Here is a 26312-nt window from a genome sequence, read left to right on the forward strand (position 1 = left end):
TCCCATCCCCGGGGCTCTGCCCCGGGGATGGGACGGGTAGGGGCGGCGGGGGCGACCGCATCCATCGGCGGCTCCGCCGCGGGCCCCTCCTACGACGCGAACAGCCGCACGGGCCAAGCCGCATGCACCTCCGCACTGATCTCCAGCAGCGGAGCGGAAGCCGCGGGCAGTGCGTCGACCCCATCGTCTACGGCACACCGCGCAGCCTCCACAGCCTGATCAGCGACACGATCCAGGTCCGGGGCCAGCCGAGCCAACACCCCGGTGGCATCAAAGGGGTCAAGGCTGAGCAACCGCACCGTCGCGGTGGCCGGCCCGCTGACGCTCTCGTACGCGGAGCAGTACGCGGCATCCACCGCCCCGAGCCCCGCGGCCCGAGCGACCACCCCGAGGACGACCGGCTGATGGGCCCCCTTGGGAAACTCCCGCGCCAGCGCGTCGAGTTCGGCGGACGGCCACGTCGCCCGAGCCGCCCGCATCAGCTGCCGCCCGAGCTTCCGCGCGGCGACCCGCAGCGCGAGCGACGGCGTGCGCGCGTCCGCGGCTGCGTCCAGGGTGACCGGATCAAGCCCGAGGGCGCCGGCCGCGGCCAGCGACGCCGACACCAGCCCCGCCGTGTGCAGCCGCCCCCGGCAGAACTCCTCCAGACTCCCCGCCCCAGTGATCCGCCCGGCCTTGACGGCAGCCTCGGCCCCGCCGGAGTGGGCGTGTCCACCGGCGGGGAAGCGGCCATCGGCCAGAACGAGAAGCGCGGCTCGGGACATGATGACGCCCCTCAGAAGAGGAAGTACCGCTGGGCCATGGGCAGTTCGGCGGCCGGCGTGGCCTCGACCAGTTCCCCGTCGATGTGCACGGCGAAGCTGTCCGGATCGATCCGCACCTGAGGCCGCGCGGCGTTCTCCCGCATGTCCGCCTTGGTCACCCCACGCGTCGACTCGATCGCCATGAACCGCTTCCCGAGCCCGAGCCGCTCCGGCAGCCCGTCCTCGATCGCGAGCGGCGCCACGAAGTTGAAGGAGTTGGACGCGGGGGCCCGGCCGATCGCCCCGAACATCGGCCGGGGCAGGATCGGCTGCGGCGTCGGAATGGACGCGTTGGCGTCGCCCATCTGCGCGTACGCGATCTGCCCGCCCTTGACGACGAGATGCGGCTTGACCCCGAAGAAGGCGGGCTCCCACAGGACGAGGTCGGCGAGCTTGCCGGTCTCGACGGAGCCGATCTCGCGGGCGAGCCCCTGCGCGAGGGCCGGATTGATCGTGTACTTGGCGACATAGCGACGTACACGATGGTTGTCCGCGCGTCCGTCCCCGGGCAGCGCGCCCCGGCGCCCTTTCATGACGTGCGCGGTCTGCCACGTACGCATGATGACCTCGCCCACCCGCCCCATGGCCTGGGAGTCGGACGAGATGATCGAGATGGCGCCGAGGTCGTGCAGTATGTCCTCGGCCCCGATGGTGGAGGGCCGGATCCGGGACTCGGCGAAGGCCAGATCCTCGGGCACGGACGGGTTGAGGTGGTGGCACACCATCAGCATGTCGAGGTGTTCCTCGGCGGTGTTGACGGTGTAGGGCCGGGTCGGGTTGGTGGAGCTGGGCAGGACGTGCGGCTCGGAGACCACGCTCATGATGTCCGGCGCGTGTCCGCCACCGGCACCCTCCGTGTGGTACGCGTGGATGCCGCGCCCGCCGATCGCGGCGAGCGTGTCGCCGACGAACCCGGCCTCGTTGAGCGTGTCCGTGTGGATGGCGATCTGGATGCCGGTCCGGTCGGCGACGGTCAGCGCGGCGTCGATCACGGCGGGCGTGGAGCCCCAGTCCTCGTGCAGCTTGAGACCGAGCGCCCCGCCGCGGATCTGCGACAGCATCGCCTCGTGCGAGACGGTGTTGCCCTTGCCGAGCAGACCGAAGTTGAGCGGGTACTCCTCCATCGCCTCCAGCATCCGCGCCAGATGCCAGGGGCCGGGCGTCACGGTGGTGGCCTTGGAGCCCTCGGCCGGACCCGTGCCGCCGCCGACAAGGGTCGTGATGCCCGAGGCCAGCGCCTCGTCGGCGATCTGCGGACAGATCAGATGTACGTGCGCATCGATCGCCCCCGCCGTCAGAATCCGCCCGTTGCCCGCGATGATCTCCGTCTCCGGCCCGATGACGAGATCCGGGTGCACCCCGTCCATCGTGTCCGGGTTGCCCGCCTTGCCGATACCGGTGATCCGGCCGTCGCGGATGCCGACGTCGGCCTTGACGATCCCCCAGTGGTCGACGATCACGGCGCCGGTGATGACGGTGTCCGGAGTGCCGTCTGCGCGCGTAGCACGCGACTGGCCCATGGATTCGCGGATGACCTTGCCGCCGCCGAACACCGCCTCGTCACCGGCGAGTCCGGGCCCGCCGGAACGATCCTCCTCGATCTCCACCAGCAGATCGGTGTCGGCGAGCCGGATCCGGTCGCCGGTGGTGGGGCCGAACAGATCGGCGTACGCGGCACGCGAGAGCTCAGCCATCGAGGGCACCTCCGGTCTCACCGCGCAGTCCGGGCACGACACGGGCGCCGGTGAGCGGAACGAGTTCGACGTCGACGGGGATCCCCGGCTCGAAGCGCACGGCCGTGCCGGCGGCGACGTTGAGGCGCTTGCCGCGCGCGGCGGCGCGGTCGAAGTCCAGACCGGGGTTGGCCTCGGCGAAGTGGTAGTGGGAGCCGACCTGGACGGGCCGGTCGGCGGCGTTGAGGACGGTGAGCCGGGTGACCTCGCGGCCTTCGTTGAAGGCGACGGGTCCGTCGGCGAACAGGATCTCTCCGGGAATCATGGCTGCCGCTCCCCCGTCAGACGATCGGGTCGTGGACGGTGACGAGCTTGGTGCCGTCCGGGAAGGTGGCCTCCACCTGGACGTCGTGGATCATCTCGGGGATGCCCTCCATGACGTCCTCGCGGGTGAGGATCTTTCGCCCGGAGGCCATGAGCTCGGCCACGGTACGGCCGTCACGGGCGCCTTCGAGGATGTGCGACGTGATGAGCGCGACGGCTTCGGGGTGGTTCAGTTTCAGTCCGCGGGCCCGGCGCTTCTCGGCCACGTCGGCGGCCACATGGATGAGCAGCCTCTCCTGCTCGTGCGGGGTCAGTTGCACGGCGTCCCACCTCACATCCTCGCTCCGGACCGTGCGGGGTCCGGTTGCCGCAGCCGCCGGGCAAAATCCCTGGTGGCGTGGAGGCGCAGGCTAATTGGACGGCGTTTCAGCGACGTTAACCAGCCTCCGGCCGCTCATGTCCGTGCGTCGGGGTTCCCCATGCTCATCAGGCCCCGCAACCCCTCCTGCAACGTCTCCAAGGGGACAGCACCGAATACCGCTGTGTGTGCCACGAAGCCCTGGGCCAAGGAGATCATGGTCCGCGCGACGCTTTCGGCCGATACGTCGTCCCGCATCATGCCCGCGTCCTGATAGCCCTGGACGACCTTCATCCACGCCACCCGCACCTTGTCGTAGCCGTCGTTGATGAGCTTCGACAGCTCTTCGCTGCGCAGGGTCTCCGTCCAGACCTGGAGGATCAGCCGGGGATAGACGGGCCGGCCGTCGTGGATCAACTCGGACCTCGCGCCGAGGACCTTGCTCATGACCTTCCCCACCAGCACGTCGGGCGGTGGGGGCGGGCTCTGCCCGGCGGCCGCCTCGAAGCCTTCGCGAACCTCCTCCAGCACCTCGCTGACGATCGCGACGATCAGCTCCTCCTTGCCGCTGAAGTAGCGGTAGACGGCGCCCGCCGAGAGATCCACCTCCTTCAGCACGTCTTGCATGGACGTGGCGTGGAACCCGTTGCGGGCAAAACAGAGGGCCGCGCCGTCGAGGATCTGACGGCGGCGGGCGTCCAGGTGTTCTTGGGATACGCGGGCCATGGTGAGAAACGTAAAACGAACATTCCTTCTTGACAACCCCGCGCACCCGCAGGATGGTGGCACCGCACCTAAAACGAACGATCCTTCTTTTTGACTTCAGGGGAACAGAAAGGAACCGGGAGGAACCATGTCCGCTACCTCGACCACAGCCACTGGCACAGGACCACGGCCGGCGCAGGGCCGCCGTATCGTCGCCGTCATCGTGCTCGTCCCCGCCCTGGTCGCCCTCGCACTGTGGGCGTTCGCCTGGCCCGCGTCCCGTACCGCGCCGCACGATCTGCCGCTCGGCGTGGCGGGTCCCGCCACCGCGACGGCCCAGGTGCAGCAGCAGCTCGAAAAGCGTGAGGGCGCCTTCGACGTCCATCGCTACGCCGACGAGAGTGCCGCTCGGGACGCCATCGAGGACCGGACCGTATACGGAGCGGTCGTCGTCACCGAGCAGGGGCCGAAGCTGCTCACCGCTTCGGCCGCGGGTCCGGTCGTCGCCCAGATGCTCCAGCAGTCGGTGACGCAACAGGCGGGCGGCGCCCAGGTGCAGACCGTCGATGTGGTGCCGGCCCCCGCCGACGATCCGCGCGGGGCGGCGCTGAATTCGAGCGTGCTTCCGCTGGCGCTGGCCGGAGTCGCGGCGGGAGCCGTGGTGACCCTGCTGGGACTGCGCGGCTGGCGCGCGGTCGTGGCGCTGATCGGCGCCGCTGTGCTCGTCGGTCTGGCGGCCGCCGCGATCGCCGACAGCTGGCTGGGCGTGCTCGCCGGGAACTGGTGGGCCGAGGCCGCCGGTTTCGGCCTGTCGACGCTGGCGGTGAGTGCCGCCGTCGCGGGCATCGCCGCTCTGCTCGGCCGGGCGGGTATCGGCCTCGGCGCGCTGGTGGTCGTACTGCTCGGCAATCCGTTCTCCGGTGCGAGCTCGGCTCCCGAGATGCTGCCCGAGCCGGTCGGCGTGATCGGCCAGTGGCTGCCGCCGGGGGCGGGCGCCTCACTGCTGCGCTCGGTCTCGTTCTTCGACGGAGCCGCCGCGGCCGGTCCCGCGCTCACGCTGACCTGGTGGGCGGCGCTCGGCCTTGGCGCGGTCCTGCTGGGCAGCGCACTCAAGCGCCCGAGGGCAGCCGCCAGTCCCGCCGCCGAGCGGAAGCCCGTCCCGGTGGGCTGACGGTCAGCCGATCACCATCCAGGACCGACCGTGCGTCCCCGCAGTAGCGGACGGGGGCGCACGGTCTTCTTGCGCGCCTGAAGCACGCGCACTCGAAGCACCACACCATCTTGAGGTGGCGCAGCCTCTCGACGTCCCGCACCCTCTCGAACTGCTCGAAGTGCTCGAAGTGCCGCACCCCACAAGGCGTTGGGCCCCCGATTACGAGGCGTTGGGCCCCCGGTGCTCCGCCGCGATGCCGAAGCGCTGCTGTTCGCGGGGAGCGGACGTGACCTCGCGGACGCTGGAGACGGCGCGGATCACCTGCTCCTCGGCAGGGTCCTGAAGTTCCTCGAGTCGTTGCAGGTCAGCTGCGGAGACAAGGGCGACAAGGGGCTTCCCGTGCCGCGTCACGACGACGCGCTCATTGCCGTACACCACTCGGTTGATCAGGTCGGCGAGCTCAGCCCTGGCTTGCGTCACCGGAATCTCATAGGCCATGCTCCCCATCATAACGTCATGTACGTCCTGTACATTTTTTACAGGACCTCACCCGGAGGAGGCGTGTGTCATGACCCGACCGTCCGCCCGCTACGTCCTGCCCGAGTTCACCGAACGCACGAGCGCGGGGCAGCGGACCATGGATCCGTACTCGAAGCTGCTGGAGGAGCGGATCGTCTTCCTGGGGACGCAGATCGACGACACGTCGGCGAACGACGTGATGGCGCAGTTCATGCACCTCGAGTACCAGTCGCCGGACCGGGACATCTCGCTGTACATCAACTCCCCCGGCGGCTCGTTCAGCGCGATGACGGCCATCTACGACACGATGCGGTTCGTCACTTGTGAAGTGGAGACGGTCTGCCTGGGGCAGGCGGGGGCGGCCGCGGCGGTGCTGCTGTCGGCCGGCGCGCCGGGCAAGCGGTCCGCGCTGCCGGGCGCACGCGTGCTGATCCACCAGCCCTCGCTGCACGAGCCGGTGCAGGGACAGACGTCCGATCTCGCCATCCAGGCCGAGGAGTTGATGCGGACCCGCAGGATGCTGGAGGAGATGCTCGCCCGGCACACGGGCCAGACCAAGGAGCGGATCAGCGCGGACATCGAGCGGGACAAGATCCTTGAGGCCGAGGAGGCACTGGAGTACGGACTCGTCGACCGGATCATCCCCAGCCGCAAGGCCTCGCCGGCCGCACCCGGCGCGAGGTGAAGGCCGGATGCTCCCACCCGAGTTGCCCCCGCTGCCGGCCCTGACCCGAGCAGAGGGCGAACTGATCGACCGTTATCTGGAGGTGCTCGATCTCCTCGGCCGGATCAACCCGGCGCACTCCGGGGACACCTATCGCGGACTGCGCGCGGCACAGGCCCTGGTCGCCAAAGCCATCGCGCTGCGTGACGCACTGACCCTGATGCACCAGCGGGGTGAGCACGAGCTGCACGCCCCGACCCTGACGCGGGCGCTGCGGGTGCTCGACGGCGAACGCCGGGCGGCCCGCGTCGTCCTGCCGCCCGGCTCCGACGCCTGACGCACACATCCGACGGCTGACGCACACAGACCGGCCCGGGAGCCCCGCAGGCAGCTGACGAGGCGTCCGGGCAAGGTTTGAAACCGACCAAATGATGTACCCCCGATTGATGTAGTCGGGCAACCGTTCAAAGGCCCAGAGGAGTTGCGCAACCCGCCTACTCTCACGCCGGAATCGGACATTCCGGTGCAGGTGCGAGGCTCCCGACCCCCTCGACAGCCGTTCGAAAACAGACCTGTCCACCCGAACGGGTGAGTGGTGAGTAACCCCACAAATCACCGATTCCGCTCGGACTTTCTCACATTCATGCGTCAAGATCCCTTCCGACGACAAGCCCCCGCCGCAGCGGCGGGGCGGTCCGGGCGGACGCCGAGTCCTGCCGCCGCCCGGATGACGGGTCGACAGAAGTGGATCGGCAGGAGTGGAGGACCCAAGCACGACGGGCCGCCGGAGAGATCCGAGTGGTCCTTGGGGTGAAGCCGCGCAAGCGGCCGGGCAACTTCGCCAGCCCGAATCCGACAGGTCATCCTTCACAGGCGGCTGACGAAGGGTTGCGCATGACTGCGCTCAATCGTGTCCCGTCGCTGTTGACCAGGGCCGGTACCGCATCGGCTCTCACCGTCGCGGTGGTCGGGGGCAGTGTTGTGGCCCCCGGTTTCGCATCTGACGCCGTAGCAGTCACCCCTGCGAAGAAGGCACTTCAGGTGGCGGCCTCCAAGAAGGGATCCCCGTACAAGTGGGGAGCCGCGGGGCCCAAGCGCTTCGACTGCTCCGGGCTCACGCTCTACTCGTTCAAGAAGGCGGGGAAGAAACTCCCCCGTACAGCGGCGGCGCAGTACAACAAGACGCGCCACATCTCCGCTTCGAACCGCAAGCAGGGAGACCTCGTGTTCTTCCACTCGGGTCGGAACGTCTACCACGTCGGCCTCTACGCCGGGAAGGGACGGATCTGGCACTCCCCGAAGACCGGGGATGTGGTGAAGCTGCAGAAGATCTGGACGAAGAGCGTCTGGTACGGCCGGGTCAGGTGACTCACGCGTGGGGTGGCGACGATCATCGCCGCCACCCCACGGGGCGTGATGCGGGCCGCAGATGGGTTACTCATTGATCCATGGCCGACCGACAGCCCAGCGAGCGAGAACCCAGCGAGCGACAACCCGACGAGCGACAGCCCGACGAAGGGCGTCCCGCCGACGGACCTCCCACCGACCGGCGTCCCACCAAGGAGCGGCACGAGACGCCTCTCGAACGCGCCGACCGCAACTTCACCGAGCTGCTCCAGGAGCTGAGGGTCACCCAGACAGGCGTACAGATCCTCTTCGCGTTCCTGCTGACCCTCGCGTTCACGCCGCGCTTCCCGTCCCTCGACACGGTGCAACGCGCCACCTACATCACCACGCTGCTGCTCTCCGTGCTGGCCGCCGTGCTCTTCACGGCACCGGCCGCTCTGCACCGCCGGCTGTTCCAGCAGGGTGCCAAGCCTCAGATCGTGGCCGTCTCCTCGCATCTCGCCCAGGCCGGGATGGGCGTGCTGGCGTTCGCACTCACCGGGTCGGTCCTGCTGGTCGTGGACGTGACGGCGGGCCGCCTCGGAGGGATTCTGGCGGGCGCGGGCACCCTGGTGGTGTGCCTCGGTCTGTGGGGTGTCGTGCCGTTGCTGGTGAAGCGCGCCGGCCGGAGCCCGCGCGATTCCTGAACCCTGACGGCCGGCCTCCCGTGGCGCCGGACGGGCCGGGGCTCAGGCCCGCAGCGGTTCGAGGACGAGCCCCAGGCCCAGCGCCGTGAGAGCGGTGCCGGTGACGGCCTCGATGGCCCGGGCGGTACGCGGCCTGCGCAGCCACCGGCCGAGCCGGTCCACGAGCAGGGCGACCGCCGGGAACCAGATCAGGGCGAGTGCGACCACGATCAGCGCGAGCACCAGCATCCGCGGCGTCGTGGGACTTCCGGCCGGCACGAACTGCGGCAGCAGGCTGAGGAAGGTGACTGCCGCCTTCGGATTGAGGGCGTTGGTCACGAACCCCTGCCGCAGGGCTCCGGCCTCGGACACGACCGGCGGATCGCCGGTCCCCGCCGCACGCCTCCTGCGCACCGAGTGCAGTGTCCGTACGCCGAGGTAGAGGACGTAGGCGCCGCCCAGCAGCTGAAGCGCGCGGAACAGTGGGGGCACGGCGGTCAGCACGGCGGCCACTCCGGCGACAGCCAGCGCCGTATGGACGAGCAGCGCTCCCGCGATCCCGAGCGCGCACGCGATGCCGGCCCGGCGGGAGACCAGGGCGTTGCGCACGACGACGGTGAAGTCGGCGCCGGGCATGGCCACCAGGCCCGCGGCGATTCCTGTGAAGGCGATGAGCTGTCCGTCCATGAGCACCAGCGTGCCCTCTCCGAGCCTTCAGCAGGTATGTGCAATATCCTTCATCTGCCTTAAGCAACTCTTTAGTCTGTGGGAGGGCCGTCGCATGTACGACCCGACGCGGCTCGCGGCACTGGTGGCGGTCGCCGAGGCGGGCTCGATCACCCGTGCCGCCGAGCGCCTCGGATACACCACGCCGGCGCTCTCCCAGCAGCTGGCCAAGCTCGAGCGGGAGGCGGGCACGGCCCTTCTCGTACGTCATCACCGCGGCGCCCGGCTGACCGGCGCGGGCGAGCTTCTCGTGGCCAGGGCACGGCGGGTACTGGACGAGATGGACCGGGCGCGGCACGAACTGGCGCGCCTGGCAGGGCTGTCCGGCGGCATCCTGCGGCTCGGCACCTTCCAGACGGCCGGGATCCACCTTCTGCCGCCGGTGCTGAGCGCGTTCCACAGGGCGCACCCCGACGTGGAGCTGACCGTGGCGGACTACGAGCCGCCGGACGGCATCGCCGCGGTGGCCGCGGGCCGGGTGGACCTGGCGCTGACGCACAGCTACGAGCCGGCGGAGCCCGTACCGCTGCCCTCCGCCGTGTCCGCGGAGCCGGTCCTGGTCGAGGAGTTGGTGCTGGTGACCGCTCCCGGGCACGCCCTGACCAGCGGCTCGTCCCGGCTTCCACTGACCGGGCTGGCCGGCCGGCAGCTGATCAGCATGGCGCCGGATCACCCGGCCCGGCAGGGTGTGGAGGCCGCGCTCGCCCGGGCGGGTGCCACCCCGTCGGTCCTCGTCGCGACTCCCGGCTACGCCCTGGTGTGCGCCCTGGTCAGCGCGGGCCTCGGGGTCGCGGTGGTACCGGAGATGGTCGCCAGGACCGCCGCCACTCCGGTGAGCATGCGCGCCCTCGAACCAGGAGACCTGCGCCGCACGATCTCGGTCGTCCACCGCACCGACGAGACGGCACCCGCGGCCGACGCCTTCCGCGCACTGCTGCGCGGCGCTTTCGGCCGCGCGGCCCAGCAGAACTGACGGGCCCTCAGTCGGCGGACACCGGTCAGTCGGCAGACACCGGCGTCGTCCACGGCAACATGATCGACACCGTCTTGCCGCCCTCGCGAGTGGGCCGGACCGTCAGCTTGCCCCCGCACTCGGCGGTCAGGAAGCGAATGATCACCATGCCGCGGCCGTTGTCCTGCTGGACGGCCGCGGGAAGTCGTTTCGGGAAGCGCGGATGGCTGTCGGTCACACCGATACGCAACTGTTCGTCACGGTCGAGCGTGACGTCCACCGTGAACGTCGGTGACTGCCCGAACGTGTGCTGCACGGCGTTGGTGGCGAGTTCGGAGACGATGAGGCGGACGGTGTCGGCGAGTTCCGTGTCGGACGGAAGGCCCCATTCGGCAAGGACGTTGGCGACGTAGGTACGGGCGGCGGAGACCGAGGCGGGATCGCTCGGCAGAGTGACGGATGCTTCCAGGTGGTCTGCCATGGCGACGTCGTCCCTTTCCCACGGGACCGGAGTCCGACACGGAGCGGAGGTTCGAGTACGGTCCCGGACTGGTGCTGCGCGCCAGACTGCCACTACCGCGCCGGTCTCGGTGGCGATCCACCAAGATATGCATATATCTGTCGCTCGAAGCGGTGAACTCTGCGACGGCCGACCGTATTTGGGCGGGCCGGAGGGTGGTCGTTCGGGCGGGTGACCGGTTCGTCTTCTACCGTCGGCGTGACGCCGAACGTTATAGCGTCGGCGCGACGGTCGGAAGGAGACGGCCATGCAGTACGGCCCCGCGGTACGCCGCCGCAAGCTCGGCGCGGAGCTTCGCGCGCTGCGCGCCCGCGCGGGCCTCACGAGCGGCGAGGCCGCCCGGCTGGTCGGCTGGCACCAGTCGAAAGTGAGCCGGATCGAGACGGGCCGCAGCGGGGTCAAACCGGCGGACGTACGGCGACTCCTCGACGCGTACGACGTCCGGGACCCGAAACTGCTCGAACTGCTCGTCGTACTCGCGGGATCCGACGGCGACGGCCGGCACCGATGGTGGAACGCCTATCGAGGTCTGCTGCCGCCCACGTACCGCGATTTCATCAGTCTGGAGTCCCAGGCCTGCGCGATGCGCACCCTGGAGAACTCCGTGGTCCCGGGGCTGTTGCAGACACCGGAGTACGCCCGCGAGGTGACGCGGGCAGCCGTGGACGGGCTGCCGGACGGCAAGGTCGACGCGCTCGTGGAGGTGCGCCTGGCCCGCCAGGACGTGCTGCGTTCGAATACGCCGCTCCGGCTGAGCGCGGTCCTGGACGAGGGAGTGCTGCGTCGGTCGGTCGGCGGGCCGGAGGTGATGGCGCGGCAGTTGAGGCGTCTACGGGACGCGGCCCGGCTGCCTCACGTGCGGATTCAGGTGCTGCCTTTCGGTGGGGGCGCCCATGTCGGGATGACCGGTCCTTTCGTTATCTTTTCATTTCCGACCACTTCTGATCTGGACGTGGTTGTTCTAGACCACTTGACGAGTAGCCTTTACCTCGAACGGGAAGAGGACCTCCGGGCCTACGCCGAGGCCTTCAACTCCCTTCAGATCCACGCCCTTTCGCCCGAGGAATCGTTGGGTTTCATCGCCGGGCTAGCTGACGGCGAGTAAGGAGGCACCATGTCCACCCCCCAGCCTCGGTACGTACCTTCGAGCACCCGTCTGCACGGTGTGCGGTGGCAGCGCAGCAGCCGCAGCACGGGAATGAACAACTGCGTCGAGACGGCCCGTCCGGGCTCCGGCCCCTGGGCCGGACTCCTCGCGGTGCGCGACTCGAAGAACACTTCGGGTCCCGCCCTGCTCTTCGCGCCCTCGGCCTGGCAGGGCTTTATCGCCACGCTTCGCTAGTCGGCTGTGCTCCGCTGGTCAGTCGCGCTCCGCTGGTCGGCCGAGCTTCGCTGATCACCCGTACGGCATGGTCGATCTGCTCGTCGGTGAGGTCCGCGCGGGCGGTGAGCCGCAGCCGTGAGATGCCGTCCGGCACCGACGGGGGACGGAAGCAGCCGACCGCCAGTCCCGCCTCGCGGCAGTCGGCCGCCCAGCGCACGGCCTGCTCCGGGGAGGGTGCGCGCACGGAGACGACGGCGGCGTCCGGTCGTACCGCTTCGAGGCCCTCGGCCGTCAGGCGGGTGTGCAGCGCCGTGGCAACGGCACGCGCGCGCGTGGCTCGTTCGGGTTCCCGGCGCAGCAGGCGGAGGGCCGCGAGGGCGGCGCCCGCCGCAGCCGGGGCCAGGCCGGTGTCGAAGATGAAGGTGCGGGCCGCGTTGACCAGGTGGTCGATCACGTGGGCCGGGCCGAGGACGGCGCCGCCCTGGCTGCCGAACGACTTCGACAACGTGACGGTGGTGACGACGTCGCCTGCGCCCGCGAGCCCGGCCGCGTGCGGTGCGCCCCGGCCGCCGTCGCCGAGTACGCCGAGCCCGTGCGCGTCGTCGACGACCAGACCGGCGCCGGACTCCCGGCAGGCGCGCGCGAGTTCGGCGAGCGGCGCCGCGTCGCCGTCCACCGAGAAGACCGTGTCGGACACGACGACGGCGGGTCCCGAGTGCGTGGCGAGCGCCTTGCGTACGGCGTCCGGGTCGGCGTGCGCGACGACCTGTGTGGTGCCGCGCGCGAGACGGCAGCCGTCGATCAGCGAGGCGTGGTTGCCCGCGTCCGACACGACGAGGGAGCCGTGCGGCGCCAGCGCGGTGACGGCGGCGAGGTTGGCGGCATAGCCCGAGGAGAAGACGAGCGCGGACTCGAAGCCGCAGAACTCGGCCAGTTCGCGCTCGAGTTCGGCGTGCAGTTCCGTGGAGCCGGTGACGAGCCGGGAGCCGGTGGCGCCGCCGCCCCACACCTGCGCGGCGTGCGCGGCGGCCTCGGTGATCTCGGGGTGCCGGGCCAGGCCCAGGTAGTCGTTGCTCGCGAGATCGAGCAGCGGGGAGTCCGCGGGGCGTGGGCGCAGGGTGCGGACGAGTCCGGCCCGGCGTCGCGTACGCGCCTGTTCGTCGATCCACGCGAACGGCGATCCGGCCATGTGTCCTCCGGGCCTAGGGTCTTTCGTGAGGGTGCCTTTTGTAGGCAGTGCACAGACCCTAGCGGGGCGGCCAGCCACCCATGATGTGGAAAAAACCACACGTCGAACCGCGTCTGTTGTACGAACTCTCCTTGGCCCCGCCCGGTCGGATAGGCCAGGATCTGACCCCATGGACCTGCTGAACACGCTGGTGGACAAGGGGCTTCGGCGCGAGCTGCCGACCCGCGACGAGGCGCTGGCCGTGCTGGCCACCTCCGACGACGAACTCCTCGATGTGGTGGCCGCGGCCGGCAAGGTACGGCGGCAGTGGTTCGGCCGAAGGGTGAAACTCAACTATCTGGTCAACCTGAAGTCGGGCCTGTGCCCCGAGGACTGCTCGTACTGCTCCCAGCGCCTCGGTTCCAAGGCCGAGATCCTCAAGTACACCTGGCTGAAGCCCGACCAGGCCTCGGAGGCCGCGGCCGCCGGGCTCGCGGGCGGTGCCAAGCGGGTCTGTCTGGTGGCGAGCGGACGCGGCCCGACGGACCGTGACGTCGACCGGGTCTCGGACACCATCAAGGCGATCAAGGACCAGAACGAGGGCGTCGAGGTGTGCGCCTGCCTCGGTCTCCTCTCCGACGGCCAGGCCGAGCGGCTGCGCGCGGCGGGCGCGGACGCCTACAACCACAACCTCAACACGTCCGAGGGGACGTACGGGGACATCACGACCACCCACACGTACGCCGATCGCGTCGACACGGTCCAGAAGGCGCACGCGGCGGGCCTGTCCGCCTGCTCGGGTCTGATCGCGGGCATGGGCGAGAGCGACGAGGACCTGGTCGACGTCGTGTACGCGCTGCGCGCACTGGACCCGGACTCGATCCCCGTCAACTTCCTGATCCCCTTCGAGGGCACCCCGCTCGCCAAGGAGTGGAACCTCACCCCGCAGCGCTGTCTGCGCATCCTCGCGATGGTCCGGTTCGTCTGCCCGGACGTCGAGGTGCGCATCGCCGGTGGCCGCGAGGTCCACCTCCGTACGATGCAGCCGCTCGCGCTCCACCTCGCCAACTCGATCTTCCTCGGCGACTACCTCACGAGCGAGGGCCAGGCGGGCAGGGCTGACCTGGACATGATCGCGGACGCCGGGTTCGAGGTGGAGGGCACGGGCGAGGTGACGCTGCCCGAGCATCGGGCGCCCGGCGGGTGCGGCTCGCAGGGCGCATGCGGTTCCTCCGCCGGCTCCTCCGCTGGTTCCTCCGCCGGCTCCTCCGCTTCGGAGGCGATCCCCGAAGCGCGTACGGATCTGGTCGCCGTACGCCGCCGGGGTGCCGGAACGGATCTCGCACCCAATGCCTGACCTGCCTGACCTGCCCGAGCTTTCCGTGAGCGAGCTGCTCGACCTGGACCGGCGACACGTCTGGCATCCGTACGGGCCGATGCCCGGCCGTCAGGAACCGCTCGTCGTGGAGTCGGCGAGCGGGGTACGGCTGAGGATCGCCGGCGAGCCGGGCGAGCTGGTGGACGGCATGTCCTCCTGGTGGTCGGCCATCCACGGCTACAACCACCCCGTGCTCAACGACGCGGTGCGCGAGCAGCTCGGGCGGATGAGCCACGTCATGTTCGGCGGGCTCACGCACGAGCCCGCCGTGCGCCTGGCGAAGCGTCTTGTCGACATGTCACCCGAGGGCCTCGAGCATGTCTTCCTCGCGGACTCCGGCTCGGTCTCGGTCGAGGTCGCGGTCAAGATGTGCCTGCAGTACTGGCGTTCACTCGGCCGTCCGGGCAAGCAGCGCCTGCTGACCTGGCGCGGCGGCTACCACGGCGACACCTGGCAGCCGATGTCCATCTGCGATCCCGAGGGCGGGATGCACGAGCTGTGGCAGGGGGTGCTGCCCCGGCAGGTGTTCGCGGATCCACCTCCGCCCGAGTACGAGGAGGCGTACGCGGATCAGCTGCGCTCGCTGATCGAGCGCCACGCCGATGAGCTGGCCGCGGTGATCGTGGAGCCGGTGGTGCAGGGCGCTGGCGGGATGCGGTTCCACTCCCCCGCGTATCTGCGGGTGCTGCGCGAGGCGTGCGACGCGTACGGCGTGCTGCTCGTGTTCGACGAGATCGCGACCGGGTTCGGGCGTACGGGTGCGCTGTTCGCGGCGGACCACGCGGGGGTGACGCCGGATGTGATGTGCGTGGGCAAGGCTCTGACCGGCGGCTATATGACGATGGCGGCCACGCTGTGCACGTCACGGGTCGCCGAGGGGATCTCGCGGGGCGAGGTCCCGGTGCTCGCCCACGGCCCGACCTTCATGGGCAATCCGCTGGCCGCCGCCGTGGCCTGTGCCTCCATCGATGTGCTCCTCGGCCAGGACTGGCAGACCGAGGTCAAGCGCATCGAGACGGGGTTGCGGGAGGGGCTGGCTCCGGCTTCGGAGCTCCCGGGTGTCAGGGACGTACGGGTCCTCGGGGCCATCGGCGTCGTGCAGTTGGACCACGAGGTCGACATGGCGGCGGCGACGCGTGCGGCGGTGCGGGAGGGTGTGTGGCTGCGGCCGTTCCGCGACCTCGTCTACACGATGCCGCCGTACGTCACGGGCGACGCGGACGTGGCGCGGATCGCGCGCGCGGTGTGCGCGGCGGCGCGGGAAGGGTGAGCAGGGAGCTTGAGCGGGGAGATGCCATGCCGGTACTGGTGATCACGGGGACGGGCACGGAGGTCGGCAAGACGGTCACGACCGCGGCCGTCGCCGCGGCCGCCGTCGCCGCCGGACGGTCCGTGGCCGTGCTCAAGCCCGCACAGACGGGCGTACGTCCGGACGAGCGCGGGGACGCCGACGAGGTGGCCCGGCTCGCGGGCGCGGTGACGGCGCTCGAACTCGCCCGGTTTCCCGAGCCGTTGGCGCCCGCGACGGCCGCACGGAGGGCCGGTCTCGCGCCGGTGCGGGCGTCCGAAGTGGCGGAGGCGGCGGGCAAGCTGGCCGCCGAGCACGACCTTGTGCTGGTCGAGGGGGCGGGCGGGCTGCTCGTACGTTTCGACGACGAGGGCGGCACGCTGGCGGACGCGGCACGCCTGCTGGACGCACCTGTGCTGGTGGTGGCCTCCGCCGGACTCGGCACCCTCAACACGACGGAGCTGACCGCCCGCGAACTGCGCGCCCGGCAGCTCCACTTGCTCGGCGTCGTCGTGGGCAGCTGGCCGAACGAGCCGGATCTCGCCTCGCGTTGCAACCTCGCGGACCTTCCGGCGGTGGCGGGGGCCCCGCTGCTGGGGGCGGTTCCCGAGGGTGTGGGGCGGCTGCGGCCCGCCGACTTCCGGGCTGCCGCGCCGAGTTGGCTGGCGCCGCCGCTGGGTGGGACGTGGGATGCGGATGCGTTCACCGCGGCGCAGGCGGCAGAGCAGGCGCGCGGGTGGGCCCACACAGGACGACCGACGGGTGAGCGGGCGCCTGCGGGGGGACAATCGCGGTAATCCCAGTCGCCCAGGGGAGGTCTCCAATGCGACCACGCGGCTCCCGGACCACCAAGTCCGGCCGGATAGCACCGGCCCCGGTCCACCACCCGGTCTTCGCCCGCTTCTACGCCAAGTTGAGTGTCGCCTCCGAGCCGGCCATCGGCCCGCACCGCGACGAGCTGCTGGCGGGACTCTCGGGCCGGGTGATCGAGATCGGCGCCGGCAACGGACTGAACTTCGCCCACTACCCGAGCACCGTCTCGGAGGTCGTCGCCATCGAACCCGAGCGCAGCCTGCGGCAGCTGGCGGTGACCGCGGCCCTGCGCTCCGACGTGCCCGTCGACGTGGTGCCGGGTGTCGCGGAGGCGCTGCCGGTCAAGAGCGAGGCGTTCGACGCGGCGGTCGCGTCGCTGGTGCTGTGCAGCGTACGAGACGTGCCGAGGGCCCTGGCCGAGATACGCCGCGTCCTGCGCCCCGGCGGCGAGCTGCGGTTCTTCGAGCACGGCAAGGGCGGCGGCGCGGCGATGGGCGTCACCCAGCGGGTCCTGGACCACACTGTGTGGCCGCTGCTGTTCGGCGGCTGTCATGTGAGCCGGGACGTCCTCGGCGCGTTGCGGGACGCCGGGTACGAACTGGGCCCGTACCGGCGGGTGTTGGTACCCGAGAGGGGGCTGCGTACGCCGTCCTCGTACTGCGTGATCGGTACGGCGCGCCGCCCCGACCTCAAGGACTAGAGCCTCAAGGACTAGAGCCTCAAGGACAAGGACCAGGGCTCCCTCCAGGACCAGAGCCCCTTCAGGATCACAGGCTCCACTGCCGCAGTTCGCGCGTGATGTCCTGCACGGTCGCATCGCCGGTCTTCACCAGGCGGGCGAGGTCGCGGACCTGCTCGGGAGAGGTGACGACCTTCAGGCCGCTGGCGACGAGATAGGCGTACGCGACGGCCATGGCGAACATCGCGTTGGAGCGTTCGAGTGCCGGGACGTGCAGCAGGAGCTGAAGCAGCGCGGCGGCGCGGGCGTGCGGGCTGTCGTAGACGGGAACGCCGAATATCTCCGCCTCGTGCCGGCTGACCGCGGCGACGAGGGCTCCCCAGTCGGTGACCTGGGGATCTCCCGGAGTCTTCTGTTCGGCGACCATGAGCAGCCAGGCAAGATCGACTCTGACGTTCAAGGGCTCAGCGACGGCCTTCTCGCTCCGGGCCGAACTCCTCGGCGAACACGGACTCGTACTGCTTCATGAAGTCGGCCGCGGCCTCGACAAAGGTGTGGCCCACTTCCCCGGTGTCCTGTTTGACCAGCTCTTCGATGTAGCGGTTGACGCTCATGCCGCGGGCCAGGGCTCGCTCGCGCGCGGCCCGGGCGGTGCCCTCGTCCACGCGTACGTTCAATTGAGTCTTCGCCATGCTTTGAAGCTAGCGCCAGGGTGCTAGCAGAGCAAGGGGGCATCCACTAAGGGTGCCCCTTACATCAAACTCAGGGGCATCGACCTGCGACGGAGACCGACTCGGACTTGGGAGGGATACCAAGTGTGCGCGGGATCACATTAGGCTCGCCCGCGGACACCGAAGTCCGACCTAGGAGGCGGCCTTGCCCACAGCAGCTGCGGAGCACGTCCTCGGGCGCACCGACGCCGAGGAGATCGCGGCCCGCGCCCGTGGTCTGACCAAGGCGTACGGCACGGGCGAGACGACCGTGCTCGCTCTCGACTCGGTCGACGTGGACATCGCGCGTGGCCGCTTCACCGCGGTCATGGGCCCGTCGGGCTCGGGGAAGTCCACGCTGATGCACTGTCTGGCGGGTCTCGACACCGTGTCGGCCGGACAGGTGTGGCTCGGTGACACCGAGATCACCGGGCTGAAGGAGCGCGAGCTGACACGGCTGCGCCGGGACCGGATCGGCTTCATGTTCCAGTCGTTCAACCTGATCCCGACGCTGAACGCCATCGAGAACATCACGCTGCCCATGGACATCGCGGGCAAGAAGCCCGACGAGAAGTGGCTGGACCAGGTCATCGACACGCTCGGCCTGCGGGACCGCCTCAAGCACCGGCCCGCGCAGCTGTCCGGCGGCCAGCAGCAGCGCGTCGCCTGCGCCCGCGCGCTGGCCTCGCGCCCCGAGCTGATCTTCGCCGACGAACCGACGGGCAACCTCGACTCGCGGGCCGGGCTCGAAGTCCTCGGCTTCCTGCGGAGCGCCGTCGACGAACTGGGCCAGACCGTCGTCATGGTCACGCACGACCCGGGCGCGGCCGCCCACTCCGACCTGGTGCTGTTCCTCGGGGACGGGCGGATCGTGGACGAGATGGCGCGGCCCTCGGCGGAGGCCGTGCTGGAGCGCATGAAGAGGTTCGACACCATCCGCGGGACGTTCGAGGACGGCGCTGCCCCCGATCAGGGCATCGCCCCCGACAAGGGTGTCGCACTCGACAAGGGCGTCGCTCCCGACCAAGGCGTCGCTCCCGACCCGGGCATCGCCCCCGACCAGGACTGAGGCAGGCCGTCGTGCTGAAGGCGACACTCCGGAGTTTCCTCGCGCACAAGGGACGGCTGCTGCTCTCCGCGCTGGCCGTCGTCCTGTCCGTGGCGTTCGTCGCGGGCAGCCTGATCTTCTCGGACACGGTCACCCGCACCTTCGACCGGCTCTTCGCGTCCACGTCGGCCGACGTGACCGTCATGCCGCGCGAGGACCTCGAGTCACAGCTCCCTTCCGGGGCGGTCGAGACCGTGCCCGCGAGCCTCGCGGACCGTATCGCCGAGGTCGACGGGGTCGCCGACACCCATGTGGACGTTTCGGTCGAGAACATCACCGTCGTCGACAGCGACAACGAGTCGGTGGGCCCGACCACGGGCGCCCCCACCATCGCCAACGACTGGTACGTCACCGACCGCAGCCCCGTGGAACTGACCTCGGGCCATGAGCCGAAGGGGCCCGGCGAGGCACTCATCGACGCGGACACGGCCGACAAGAAGGACGTCAGCATCGGCGACACGCTGACCGTGATCGCGCAGCCGGGTTCGTTCAAGGTGGAGATCGTCGGCATCGCGACCTTCACCACCACCAATCCCGGTGCGGCGCTCGTCTTCCTCGACGGCCCGACCGCGCAGACCAAGCTGCTGGGCCGGACCGGAGTCGGCACCAGCATCCAGGTGGACGCCGCGGAGGGCGTGAGCGACGCCGCGCTCAAGCAACGTGTCGCCGACCGGCTCGACACCGGCACCTACGAGGTGGAGACCGCCGACGAGCAGGCCGAGACCGCCGCCTCCGAACTCGGCGGATTCCTCGACGTGATCAAGTACGTGATGCTCGGCTTCGCCGGTATCGCCGTCCTGGTCGGGGTCTTCCTGATCGTCAACACCTTCTCCATGCTGATCGCCCAGCGCACCCGTGAGCTGGGCCTGTTGCGCGCGCTGGGCGCCGACCGACGGCAGGTGCGCCGGTCGGTGCTCACGGAGGCGACCCTGCTGGGCCTCGTGGGCTCCACGCTCGGCCTGGCCGCGGGGATCGGGCTCGCGTTCGGGCTGATCGAGCTCATGGGCCTGCTCGGCATGAACATCAAGTCGACGGAGATGGTCATCGGCTGGGCGACTCCGGTCTCGGCGTACGTCGTCGGGGTCGGCGTGACGTTCGTCGCGGCGTATCTGCCGGCTCGGCGGGCGGCCGGGGTGTCGCCGATGGCCGCGCTCGCCGACGCCGAAATCGCCGGTGTGGGGCGGCCGTTGCGGGTTCGCGCCGTGGTGGGGACGATCGTCGGAGCGCTCGGCGCCGCCGCGCTCGTCGGGTGCGTGACCGCCACGGAGACCTCGTCCGCCGCCTCCTTCCTGGGACTCGGCGTCGTGCTGACCCTCATCGCGACCGTGATCGCCGGGCCGCTCCTCGTACGCCCCGTGATCCGCGTCCTCGGCGGCGTGTTCCCAGCGGTGTTCGGCTCGATCGGCCGCATGAGCCAGCGCAACGCACTGCGCAACCCACGTCGCACGGGTGCCACCGCGGCGGCGCTGATGGTCGGCCTCGCCCTGGTCGGCGGGATGTCCGTGGCGAGCGCGTCCATGACCAAGTCCTTCGACGAGCAGATCGACAAGACGCTGGGCGCCGACTTCGTGGTGCAGAACAGCAACTTCCAGCCGTTCCCGCAGGAGGTCACCGAGAAGGTGGACGACACGGACGGTGTGGGACTCGTCGTGCGCCAGCGGTTCGCGCCGGTCGCGGTCCGGCTGCCGGACGGCGACCGCGTCGAGACGGCCGCGGCGGGCTACGAACGCGACCTCGACGAGGTCGCGCGCATCACGTACGCGCAGGGCGACACGGCGGCCGCGCTCGCGGACGGGAACATGGCCATGGACATCGACTTCGCCGAGGACCACGACGTACGCGTCGGCAGCACGATCCCCGTCGAGTTCCCGGGCAACCGGCGGACCGAACTGAGGGTGGCGGCGCTCACCGACCAGGACGGCGGCGAGGGCTTCGGCGCGCAGGGAGGTATGTACTTCGGCTTCGGGACGATGGAGCGGTACGTGCCCGGCGGTCAGGACTCGGCGGTGTACGTGAACGCCGCCTCGGGCACCTCCGTCGACACGCTGCGCGAACGCCTGGAGCAGGCGCTCGACCCGTATCCGCAGGTGCAGGTGCGCGACCAGGCCGACTACAAGGAGCTGATCCGCAACCAGATCGCCGTACTGCTCTATCTGGTCTACGCCCTGCTGGGCCTGGCGATCGTGATCGCGGTGCTCGGAGTGGTCAACACCCTCGCCCTGTCGGTCGTGGAGCGCACGCGCGAGATCGGGCTGCTGCGCGCGATCGGTCTTGCCCGGCGGCAGTTGCGGCGGATGATCCGGCTGGAGTCGGTGGTGATCGCCGTGTTCGGTGCGGTCCTCGGGCTCGCGCTGGGGCTCGTGTGGGGCGTGTGCGTGCAGCAGGTCCTGGCCCTGCAGGGTATGAACGCGCTCGCGATCCCGTGGGGCACCATCGTCGCGGTCGTGGTGGGCTCGGCGGTCGTGGGCATCGTGGCGGCGCTGCTGCCCGCGTTGCGTGCCTCGCGCATGAACGTGCTGGCGGCCATCGCTCACGAGTGATTGACTCGCGGACGGCCTCAAACCCCTTGTCGGCGAGGAGAGTTCATGTCGCATCCCGCGCCCCTCCGACCCTTTCGCTTCGGCGTCAACCTGGTCACCCCAGCACCCGCCGAGGAATGGCGAGCGAAGTGCCGTCGGGCCGAGGAACTCGGTTACGACGTGATCCTGGTCCCCGACCACCTCGGGATGGTCGCCCCGTTCCCGGCGCTGGTCGCCGCGGCCGAGGCCACCGAACGACCGCGGCTCGGCACGTTCGTGCTCAACGCCGGCTTCTGGAACCCCGCACTGCTGGCCCGCGAGGTCGCCGCCACGGACGCGCTGACGGGCGGCCGCCTCGAACTCGGCCTCGGCACCGGATACGTACAGGCGGAGCATGACACCGCGGGCCTCCCCTGGGGCTCACCGCGCGAGCGCGTGGACCATCTGGTGCGTACGGTCGAGGAGTTGGACCGGCTGCTGGGCTCGACGGACCACCAACCGCAGCCCGTGCAGAAGCCGCGGGTGCCACTGCTCATCGGCGGCAACGGCGACCGCATGCTGAAGCTCACCGCCGAGCACGCCGACATCGCGGCCTTCACCGGCGCGCGTGCGGTACCGGACAGCCCGACCGGAACGCTGGCGCCGATCACGGCCGAGGAACTCGACGAGCGCGTGGCCACGTACCGGCGCCTCGCGGCCGACCGTAAGGAGCCCGCGGAGCTGAATCTGCTCATCCAGATGGTGGTCGTCACCGACGACCGCAGTGCCACGGTCCAGGAGTGGCTGCCTCTCGTACCGCATCTGACCGAGGAGCAGATCCTCGAGCTGCCGATCATCCTGGTGGGGCCCTTGGACCGGATCGTCGAACAGGTGCGGGCGCAGCGGGAACGGTACGGGTTCTCGTATCTCACCGTTCTGGAGCCGTACATGGAGGCCCTCGGGCCCGTGATCGAGGCGCTGCGCGGCGAGTGACCGTCCGGATCGTGGAATCCGGTGTCCGTCCCACGCGCTCGTGATGGGATCGGGCCATGACTGATCTTCGGATACGGGCCGCCACGCCCGACGACCTCGACGCCGTCCTCGCCTTCTGGAAGGTGGCCGCCGAGGGCACCAGCATCAGCGACGACCGGGACGGCGTGGAGCGCCTCGTCGCCCGTGATCCCGAGGCGCTGATCATCGCCGAGTCGGACGGGGAGCCGGTGGGCACGGTCATCGCGGGCTTCGACGGCTGGCGCTGCCATCTGTACCGGCTCGCGGTGCACCCGGCGCAGCGGCGGCAGGGCGTCGGTTCGGCACTCCTCGCCGCGGCGGAGGAGCGGTTCGTACGCCTTGGCGGGCGCCGGGGCGACGCCATGGTGCTGGAGCGCAACGAGACCGCACATCATGCGTGGCGGGCGGCGGGGTACACGCCCGAGGAACACTGGCGGAGGTGGGTGAAACCGCTCGGCGAGTGACCGGGGCACAGGCGATTTTGCTGCCCCTTTACCATGAGGGGATCAAGTCGTTCCTCCAGGTCTCCAGGAAAGGTGTGAGCGTCCGCCCATGGGCGAGCCTCCCAGTCCCGGCAGCCCGCGCGGCCTCCCGCCGCGCCGGCATCATGCGATCCCCCAGCCCGTGTCCGACCATGGGACGGAGGTGACCCGATGACCGAAGTGCTCCTCCTCGGGGTGGCCGTTCTGCTCTCACTGGCCTGTGGCGCCTTCGTCGCGGCGGAGTTCTCGCTGACCACGGTCGAGCGAGGCGCGCTGGAGCGGGCCGTCGAGCGCGGCGAGGTCGGTGCGTCGGGCGCCCTCAAAGCCGTACGGAATCTCACCTTCCAGCTGTCCGGCGCGCAGCTCGGCATCACTGTCACCAATCTGGTCGTCGGCATGCTCGCCGAGCCGTCCATCGCCAAGCTGATCGCGGGGCCGCTGGAGACGGCCGGCATGGGCCGTTCCGCGGCCTCCTCGGTCGCGCTGGTCATCGGTACGGGCCTTTCGACGGTGCTCCTGATGGTCGTCGGCGAGCTGGTGCCCAAGAACTGGGCGATCTCCTCGCCGCTCGCGGTGGCCAAGCGGGTGGCGACGCCGCAGCGCTGGTTCAGCACCCTGTTCCGCCCGTTCATCACCCACCTCAACAACACCGCCAACCGTGTCGTACGCCGCTTCGGGGTCGAGCCCGCGGAGGAACTGGCCTCGGCCCGTGGACCGCAGGAGCTGGTGGCCCTCGCCCGGCACTCCGCCAAGCAGGGCGCTCTGGAGGCCGACACCGCCGAGTTGTTCGTGCGCACCCTGAACCTGGCGGACCTCACGGCGGAGAACGTGATGACGCCGCGCGTACAGGTCATCGCCCTGGACGTCCAGGCGACCTGCGAGGACGTCGCCAACGCGACGCGGGCGACCGGCCTGTCGCGCTTCCCCGTCTACCGCGGCAACCTCGACTCGGTCGTGGGTGTCGCGCATATCAAGGACGTACTGGCCGTGCCCGCCGAGCGCCGGACCCGCAGCCCGGTCGCGCAGCTGATGCGCGAACCCCTCCTCGTTCCGGAGTCGCTGACCGTCGACCGGCTCCTGGACCGGATGTCCGGGAAGCGCACGATGGCCGTCGTCATCGACGAGTACGGCGGGACCGCAGGGGTCGCCACCCTGGAGGACATCGTCGAGGAGGTCGTCGGCGAGGTGCGGGACGAGCACGATCCGCACGAGACACCCGACCTGGCCGTGGCCGGCACGGACGACGACGGCCGGGCTCTGTACTCGGCCGACGGCGCGACCCGCACCGACCAGCTCGCGCGAGTCGGACTGCGGGTGCCCGAGGGGCCGTACGAGACGCTGGCCGGGCTCGTCGCCACCGAACTCGGCCGCATTCCCGCCGTCGGCGACACCGTCGACGTCGCCGGCTGGCGGCTCGACGTGACGGACGCCTCGGGGCACCGGGCGGCACGGGTGCTGCTGCACGCGCCGTTCGTCGAGGAAGACCAGGAGGAGGGGACGCGATGACCGCCGTACAACTGCTGATCGGTCTGGCGACGCTGGTCGTGAACGCCTTCTTCGTGGGCGCCGAGTTCGCGCTGATCTCCGTACGCCGCAGCCAGATCGAACCGTATGCCGAGGAGGGCGACCGGCGGGCGCGGAGCGTGCTGTGGGGCCTTGAGCACGTGTCCGCGCTGATGGCGGCCGCGCAGCTCGGCATCACGCTGTGCACGCTGGTCCTGGGCGTCGTCGCGGAGCCCGCGATCGAGCATCTGCTGGAGCCGGTGTTCCACGCGGTCGGGGTGCCGGAGGGTGCGGGTCACGCGGTGTCGTTCGTGATCGCGCTCGCCGTGGCGACGTATCTGCACATGCTCCTCGGCGAGATGGTGCCGAAGAACATCGCACTCGCCGAGCCGGTGCGCTCGGCGCTGCTGCTCGGCCCGCCGCTGGTCGCGCTGTCCCGGGCGCTGCGTCCCGTGATCTTCACGATCAACGCGTTCGCGAACGGGCTGCTGAAGCTCCTGCGCGTCGACGTACGGGAGGAGGTGTCCGCGACCTTCTCGGACGACGAACTCGCCCTGCTGGTCAAGGACTCCAGCGCCGCGGGACTGATCGACGACCGGGCCCAGGAGCGGCTCCACGACGCCCTGGAGCTGGGGCGCCGGCCCGTTCGGGACGTCGTCCTGCCGCTGGAAAGCATCGTCTACGCGCGCGTGGGCGTCACGCCGGAGCAGTTGGAGGCCCTGTCCGCCGAGTCCGGCTTCTCCCGCTTCCCCGTCGTGGACGACGGCCGGCGCATCGTCGGCTACCTCCATGTCAAGGACGCCCTGGACGCGATGCCGCGCGATCTCCCGTTCCGGGTCGCGGACATGCGCTCCATCGCCCGCGTCCGGGAGAGCACGCCGCTGGACGACGTGCTCACGGCGATGCGCCGCAGTCGTACGCATCTGGCGGCGGTGAGCGGCACAGACGGGCTCCTTGCGGGGCTGGTGACGATGGAGGACGTGCTGCGGGAGTTGTTCGGGCAGCCGGCGGCGTGAGGTGCGGCCGACCGGTGGGTATGTGGCCGGGATACCATCGCTTCCGCCATGCAGACGAATGCCATCTACACCAGTCTTGTCGCGGTCGGCGACTCCTTCACCGAGGGCATGTCGGACCGGTTGCCCGACGGCTCGTACCGCGGCTGGGCGGACCTGCTCGCGGGGCGGATGGCCGCTCGCGCGCCCGGCTTCCGGTACGCCAACCTCGCCGTGCGCGGCAAGCTCATCGGGCAGATCGTCGCCGACCAGGTGAACGTGGCGGCGGCGATGCAGCCGGACGTGATCACGCTGGTCGGCGGGCTCAACGACACACTGCGGCCCAAGTGCGACATGGGACGCGTGCGCGGGCACCTGGAGGAGGCCGTCGAGCGCCTCGCCCCGTCCTGCAAGCAGCTCGTCCTCATGCGCAGCCCCGGACGCCAGGGCCCGGTACTTGAACGGTTCCGGCCGCGCATGGAGGAGCTGTTCGCCTGCGTCGACGACCTCGCGGCCCGGCACGGCGCGCTCGTGGTCGACCTCTACGGAGCGCCTTCGCTCGCCGATCCCCGCATGTGGGACGTCGACCGGCTCCATCTGACGGCCGAGGGCCACCGCCGCGTCGCGGAGGCGGTGTGGCAGGCGCTCGGCCACGAGGCGGAGGACGCCGACTGGCGCACTCCGATGCCCGCGAGCGCGCCGCCCGGTTGGCTCGCCCGCAGGACCGCCGATGTCCGCTTCGCCCGGCAGTACCTGCTGCCGTGGATCGGACGGCGTCTGACGGGCCGGTCCTCGGGTGACGGCCGCCCGGCCAAACGGCCCGAGCTGCTGCCGTACGACGGGTCGGTGGCGTAGGCGTACGAGGGCCGGTCGGCGTGCGGCGCACGGGAAGCATCGCGTGTGCCGCAAGGGAAGCCTGACGTGCGGCGTACGGACGGCCGATGGCGTG

30 protein-coding genes and 1 riboswitch are annotated in these 26312 nt (G+C 70.5%); of the genes, 19 read left to right on the forward strand and 11 right to left on the reverse strand.

Annotation, left to right across the window (positions count from 1 at the left end; all coding sequences use genetic code 11):
• Positions 1-89: 89 nt before the first annotated feature.
• The 5 genes from G5C60_RS28370 to G5C60_RS28390 all read right to left on the reverse strand — a co-directional run bounded on the left by G5C60_RS28370 (position 90) and on the right by G5C60_RS28390 (position 3884).
• Entirely contained in the window at positions 90-764 is a 675-nt protein-coding gene (locus G5C60_RS28370) for an urease accessory protein UreF (protein WP_165263776.1), read from the reverse strand.
• 11 nt (positions 765-775) lie between these two features.
• Positions 776-2497, reverse strand: a complete 1722-nt coding sequence (locus tag G5C60_RS28375; RefSeq protein ID WP_165263777.1) for an urease subunit alpha — start codon at positions 2495-2497, stop codon at positions 776-778.
• Positions 2490-2801, reverse strand: coding sequence for an urease subunit beta (locus tag G5C60_RS28380; RefSeq protein WP_165263778.1), 312 nt, complete (start codon positions 2799-2801; stop codon positions 2490-2492). Before G5C60_RS28380 ends, G5C60_RS28375 begins: the two co-directional genes overlap by 8 nt.
• A gap of 16 nt (positions 2802-2817) precedes the next feature.
• Positions 2818-3120: an urease subunit gamma gene (locus G5C60_RS28385; protein ID WP_055614092.1), complete on the reverse strand. Its 303-nt coding sequence runs from the start codon at positions 3118-3120 to the stop codon at positions 2818-2820.
• A gap of 134 nt (positions 3121-3254) precedes the next feature.
• Complete coding sequence (locus G5C60_RS28390; protein ID WP_165263779.1) at positions 3255-3884, reverse strand: TetR/AcrR family transcriptional regulator; 630 nt, start codon at positions 3882-3884, stop codon at positions 3255-3257.
• 127 nt (positions 3885-4011) lie between these two features.
• Here G5C60_RS28390 and G5C60_RS28395 point away from each other — a divergent pair, with 127 nt between their 5' ends.
• Positions 4012-5034, forward strand: a complete 1023-nt coding sequence (locus G5C60_RS28395) for an ABC transporter permease (RefSeq protein ID WP_165263780.1) — start codon at positions 4012-4014, stop codon at positions 5032-5034.
• Positions 5035-5235: 201 nt separating this feature from the next.
• On the opposite strand, the gene G5C60_RS28400 is transcribed toward G5C60_RS28395, so the two are convergent.
• Positions 5236-5514, reverse strand: a complete 279-nt coding sequence (locus tag G5C60_RS28400) for a type II toxin-antitoxin system Phd/YefM family antitoxin (RefSeq protein ID WP_165263781.1) — start codon at positions 5512-5514, stop codon at positions 5236-5238.
• A 70-nt stretch (positions 5515-5584) separates the two neighbouring features.
• Here G5C60_RS28400 and G5C60_RS28405 point away from each other — a divergent pair, with 70 nt between their 5' ends.
• From G5C60_RS28405 to G5C60_RS28420, 4 genes are all read left to right on the forward strand, one after another.
• Entirely contained in the window at positions 5585-6220 is a 636-nt protein-coding gene (locus G5C60_RS28405; RefSeq protein WP_165263782.1) for an ATP-dependent Clp protease proteolytic subunit, read from the forward strand.
• A gap of 7 nt (positions 6221-6227) precedes the next feature.
• Positions 6228-6536 (forward strand): hypothetical protein, encoded by a 309-nt coding sequence (locus G5C60_RS28410; RefSeq protein WP_165263783.1) that lies wholly within the window; start codon positions 6228-6230, stop codon positions 6534-6536.
• 389 nt (positions 6537-6925) lie between these two features.
• A riboswitch (cyclic di-AMP (ydaO/yuaA leader) is annotated at positions 6926-7090 on the forward strand.
• Between the two features lie 3 nt (positions 7091-7093).
• Positions 7094-7567, forward strand: coding sequence for a C40 family peptidase (locus G5C60_RS28415; RefSeq protein ID WP_165263784.1), 474 nt, complete (start codon positions 7094-7096; stop codon positions 7565-7567).
• Positions 7568-7647: 80 nt separating this feature from the next.
• Positions 7648-8232 (forward strand): DUF6328 family protein, encoded by a 585-nt coding sequence (locus G5C60_RS28420; RefSeq protein ID WP_277611386.1) that lies wholly within the window; start codon positions 7648-7650, stop codon positions 8230-8232.
• A gap of 42 nt (positions 8233-8274) precedes the next feature.
• Here G5C60_RS28420 and G5C60_RS28425 read toward each other — a convergent pair whose 3' ends face one another.
• Positions 8275-8898 (reverse strand): LysE family translocator, encoded by a 624-nt coding sequence (locus tag G5C60_RS28425; RefSeq protein ID WP_165263785.1) that lies wholly within the window; start codon positions 8896-8898, stop codon positions 8275-8277.
• Between the two features lie 94 nt (positions 8899-8992).
• Between G5C60_RS28425 and G5C60_RS28430 the strand changes: the two genes are divergently transcribed.
• Positions 8993-9910 (forward strand): LysR family transcriptional regulator, encoded by a 918-nt coding sequence (locus tag G5C60_RS28430; RefSeq protein ID WP_165263786.1) that lies wholly within the window; start codon positions 8993-8995, stop codon positions 9908-9910.
• 25 nt (positions 9911-9935) lie between these two features.
• Here G5C60_RS28430 and G5C60_RS28435 read toward each other — a convergent pair whose 3' ends face one another.
• The gene (locus G5C60_RS28435; protein WP_165263787.1) at positions 9936-10370 is read right to left on the reverse strand and encodes an ATP-binding protein; all 435 of its coding nucleotides are present in this window, start codon (positions 10368-10370) and stop codon (positions 9936-9938) included.
• Positions 10371-10656: 286 nt separating this feature from the next.
• Between G5C60_RS28435 and G5C60_RS28440 the strand changes: the two genes are divergently transcribed.
• A complete protein-coding gene (locus G5C60_RS28440) occupies positions 10657-11514 on the forward strand; it encodes a helix-turn-helix domain-containing protein (protein ID WP_165263788.1) in 858 nt (285 codons plus the stop codon).
• 9 nt (positions 11515-11523) lie between these two features.
• The gene (locus tag G5C60_RS28445) at positions 11524-11751 is read left to right on the forward strand and encodes a DUF397 domain-containing protein (RefSeq protein WP_165263789.1); all 228 of its coding nucleotides are present in this window, start codon (positions 11524-11526) and stop codon (positions 11749-11751) included.
• Here the strand turns inward: G5C60_RS28445 and G5C60_RS28450 are convergent.
• Positions 11732-12922, reverse strand: a complete 1191-nt coding sequence (locus G5C60_RS28450; protein WP_165263790.1) for an 8-amino-7-oxononanoate synthase — start codon at positions 12920-12922, stop codon at positions 11732-11734. The genes G5C60_RS28445 and G5C60_RS28450 overlap by 20 nt on opposite strands.
• Positions 12923-13091: 169 nt before the next feature.
• Here G5C60_RS28450 and bioB point away from each other — a divergent pair, with 169 nt between their 5' ends.
• The 4 genes from bioB to G5C60_RS28470 are packed head-to-tail and all read left to right on the forward strand — an operon-like array spanning position 13092 to position 17080.
• Entirely contained in the window at positions 13092-14258 is a 1167-nt protein-coding gene (bioB, locus tag G5C60_RS28455; RefSeq protein ID WP_165263791.1) for a biotin synthase BioB, read from the forward strand.
• Positions 14251-15549, forward strand: a complete 1299-nt coding sequence (locus tag G5C60_RS28460; RefSeq protein ID WP_165263792.1) for an adenosylmethionine--8-amino-7-oxononanoate transaminase — start codon at positions 14251-14253, stop codon at positions 15547-15549. The genes bioB and G5C60_RS28460 overlap by 8 nt, the downstream gene beginning before the upstream one ends.
• A gap of 26 nt (positions 15550-15575) precedes the next feature.
• A complete protein-coding gene (gene bioD, locus G5C60_RS28465; RefSeq protein WP_165263793.1) occupies positions 15576-16364 on the forward strand; it encodes a dethiobiotin synthase in 789 nt (262 codons plus the stop codon).
• Between the two features lie 26 nt (positions 16365-16390).
• On the forward strand, positions 16391-17080 hold the full coding sequence (locus tag G5C60_RS28470) for a class I SAM-dependent methyltransferase (RefSeq protein ID WP_165263794.1): 690 nt from the start codon (positions 16391-16393) through the stop codon (positions 17078-17080).
• A 67-nt stretch (positions 17081-17147) separates the two neighbouring features.
• Here G5C60_RS28470 and G5C60_RS28475 read toward each other — a convergent pair whose 3' ends face one another.
• Both G5C60_RS28475 and G5C60_RS28480 read right to left on the reverse strand, forming a co-directional pair.
• Positions 17148-17486, reverse strand: coding sequence for a fic family toxin-antitoxin system, toxin component (locus G5C60_RS28475; RefSeq protein WP_165263813.1), 339 nt, complete (start codon positions 17484-17486; stop codon positions 17148-17150).
• Between the two features lie 37 nt (positions 17487-17523).
• Positions 17524-17751 carry an antitoxin gene (locus tag G5C60_RS28480; protein ID WP_165263795.1) on the reverse strand — a complete coding sequence of 76 codons (228 nt, stop codon included), beginning with the start codon at positions 17749-17751 and terminating at the stop codon, positions 17524-17526.
• Between the two features lie 184 nt (positions 17752-17935).
• Between G5C60_RS28480 and G5C60_RS28485 the strand changes: the two genes are divergently transcribed.
• From G5C60_RS28485 to G5C60_RS28515, 7 genes are all read left to right on the forward strand, one after another.
• Positions 17936-18838 (forward strand): ABC transporter ATP-binding protein, encoded by a 903-nt coding sequence (locus G5C60_RS28485; RefSeq protein WP_165263796.1) that lies wholly within the window; start codon positions 17936-17938, stop codon positions 18836-18838.
• An 11-nt stretch (positions 18839-18849) separates the two neighbouring features.
• Complete coding sequence (locus G5C60_RS28490; RefSeq protein ID WP_165263797.1) at positions 18850-21417, forward strand: FtsX-like permease family protein; 2568 nt, start codon at positions 18850-18852, stop codon at positions 21415-21417.
• 45 nt (positions 21418-21462) lie between these two features.
• Positions 21463-22368: an LLM class F420-dependent oxidoreductase gene (locus G5C60_RS28495; protein WP_165263798.1), complete on the forward strand. Its 906-nt coding sequence runs from the start codon at positions 21463-21465 to the stop codon at positions 22366-22368.
• 56 nt (positions 22369-22424) lie between these two features.
• Positions 22425-22850 (forward strand): GNAT family N-acetyltransferase, encoded by a 426-nt coding sequence (locus G5C60_RS28500; protein ID WP_165263799.1) that lies wholly within the window; start codon positions 22425-22427, stop codon positions 22848-22850.
• 189 nt (positions 22851-23039) lie between these two features.
• Positions 23040-24374 carry a hemolysin family protein gene (locus G5C60_RS28505; RefSeq protein ID WP_165263800.1) on the forward strand — a complete coding sequence of 445 codons (1335 nt, stop codon included), beginning with the start codon at positions 23040-23042 and terminating at the stop codon, positions 24372-24374.
• The gene (locus G5C60_RS28510; RefSeq protein WP_165263801.1) at positions 24371-25387 is read left to right on the forward strand and encodes a hemolysin family protein; all 1017 of its coding nucleotides are present in this window, start codon (positions 24371-24373) and stop codon (positions 25385-25387) included. Before G5C60_RS28505 ends, G5C60_RS28510 begins: the two co-directional genes overlap by 4 nt.
• A gap of 48 nt (positions 25388-25435) precedes the next feature.
• The gene (locus G5C60_RS28515) at positions 25436-26218 is read left to right on the forward strand and encodes an SGNH/GDSL hydrolase family protein (RefSeq protein ID WP_165263802.1); all 783 of its coding nucleotides are present in this window, start codon (positions 25436-25438) and stop codon (positions 26216-26218) included.
• Positions 26219-26312 lie beyond the last annotated feature (94 nt).

This window comes from Streptomyces scabichelini (assembly GCF_011045015.1).
GTDB lineage: Bacteria > Actinomycetota > Actinomycetes > Streptomycetales > Streptomycetaceae > Streptomyces > Streptomyces scabichelini.

What these genes read in the sequence shown, in the direction of transcription:
- G5C60_RS28370 (WP_165263776.1), bottom strand. Translation starts at nt 764, where the DNA reads ATGTCCCGAGCCGCGCTTCTCGTTCTGGCCGATGGCCGCTTCCCCGCC.
- G5C60_RS28375 (WP_165263777.1), bottom strand. Translation starts at nt 2,497, where the DNA reads ATGGCTGAGCTCTCGCGTGCCGCGTACGCCGATCTGTTCGGCCCCACC.
- G5C60_RS28380 (WP_165263778.1), bottom strand. Translation starts at nt 2,801, where the DNA reads ATGATTCCCGGAGAGATCCTGTTCGCCGACGGACCCGTCGCCTTCAAC.
- G5C60_RS28390 (WP_165263779.1), bottom strand. Translation starts at nt 3,884, where the DNA reads ATGGCCCGCGTATCCCAAGAACACCTGGACGCCCGCCGCCGTCAGATC.
- G5C60_RS28395 (WP_165263780.1), top strand. Translation starts at nt 4,012, where the DNA reads ATGTCCGCTACCTCGACCACAGCCACTGGCACAGGACCACGGCCGGCG.
- G5C60_RS28400 (WP_165263781.1), bottom strand. Translation starts at nt 5,514, where the DNA reads ATGGCCTATGAGATTCCGGTGACGCAAGCCAGGGCTGAGCTCGCCGAC.
- G5C60_RS28405 (WP_165263782.1), top strand. Translation starts at nt 5,585, where the DNA reads ATGACCCGACCGTCCGCCCGCTACGTCCTGCCCGAGTTCACCGAACGC.
- G5C60_RS28410 (WP_165263783.1), top strand. Translation starts at nt 6,228, where the DNA reads ATGCTCCCACCCGAGTTGCCCCCGCTGCCGGCCCTGACCCGAGCAGAG.
- G5C60_RS28415 (WP_165263784.1), top strand. Translation starts at nt 7,094, where the DNA reads ATGACTGCGCTCAATCGTGTCCCGTCGCTGTTGACCAGGGCCGGTACC.
- G5C60_RS28420 (WP_277611386.1), top strand. Translation starts at nt 7,648, where the DNA reads ATGGCCGACCGACAGCCCAGCGAGCGAGAACCCAGCGAGCGACAACCC.
- G5C60_RS28425 (WP_165263785.1), bottom strand. Translation starts at nt 8,898, where the DNA reads ATGGACGGACAGCTCATCGCCTTCACAGGAATCGCCGCGGGCCTGGTG.
- G5C60_RS28430 (WP_165263786.1), top strand. Translation starts at nt 8,993, where the DNA reads ATGTACGACCCGACGCGGCTCGCGGCACTGGTGGCGGTCGCCGAGGCG.
- G5C60_RS28435 (WP_165263787.1), bottom strand. Translation starts at nt 10,370, where the DNA reads ATGGCAGACCACCTGGAAGCATCCGTCACTCTGCCGAGCGATCCCGCC.
- G5C60_RS28440 (WP_165263788.1), top strand. Translation starts at nt 10,657, where the DNA reads ATGCAGTACGGCCCCGCGGTACGCCGCCGCAAGCTCGGCGCGGAGCTT.
- G5C60_RS28445 (WP_165263789.1), top strand. Translation starts at nt 11,524, where the DNA reads ATGTCCACCCCCCAGCCTCGGTACGTACCTTCGAGCACCCGTCTGCAC.
- G5C60_RS28450 (WP_165263790.1), bottom strand. Translation starts at nt 12,922, where the DNA reads ATGGCCGGATCGCCGTTCGCGTGGATCGACGAACAGGCGCGTACGCGA.
- bioB (WP_165263791.1), top strand. Translation starts at nt 13,092, where the DNA reads ATGGACCTGCTGAACACGCTGGTGGACAAGGGGCTTCGGCGCGAGCTG.
- G5C60_RS28460 (WP_165263792.1), top strand. Translation starts at nt 14,251, where the DNA reads ATGCCTGACCTGCCTGACCTGCCCGAGCTTTCCGTGAGCGAGCTGCTC.
- bioD (WP_165263793.1), top strand. Translation starts at nt 15,576, where the DNA reads ATGCCGGTACTGGTGATCACGGGGACGGGCACGGAGGTCGGCAAGACG.
- G5C60_RS28470 (WP_165263794.1), top strand. Translation starts at nt 16,391, where the DNA reads ATGCGACCACGCGGCTCCCGGACCACCAAGTCCGGCCGGATAGCACCG.
- G5C60_RS28475 (WP_165263813.1), bottom strand. Translation starts at nt 17,486, where the DNA reads ATGGTCGCCGAACAGAAGACTCCGGGAGATCCCCAGGTCACCGACTGG.
- G5C60_RS28480 (WP_165263795.1), bottom strand. Translation starts at nt 17,751, where the DNA reads ATGGCGAAGACTCAATTGAACGTACGCGTGGACGAGGGCACCGCCCGG.
- G5C60_RS28495 (WP_165263798.1), top strand. Translation starts at nt 21,463, where the DNA reads ATGTCGCATCCCGCGCCCCTCCGACCCTTTCGCTTCGGCGTCAACCTG.
- G5C60_RS28500 (WP_165263799.1), top strand. Translation starts at nt 22,425, where the DNA reads ATGACTGATCTTCGGATACGGGCCGCCACGCCCGACGACCTCGACGCC.
- G5C60_RS28505 (WP_165263800.1), top strand. Translation starts at nt 23,040, where the DNA reads ATGACCGAAGTGCTCCTCCTCGGGGTGGCCGTTCTGCTCTCACTGGCC.
- G5C60_RS28510 (WP_165263801.1), top strand. Translation starts at nt 24,371, where the DNA reads ATGACCGCCGTACAACTGCTGATCGGTCTGGCGACGCTGGTCGTGAAC.
- G5C60_RS28515 (WP_165263802.1), top strand. Translation starts at nt 25,436, where the DNA reads ATGCAGACGAATGCCATCTACACCAGTCTTGTCGCGGTCGGCGACTCC.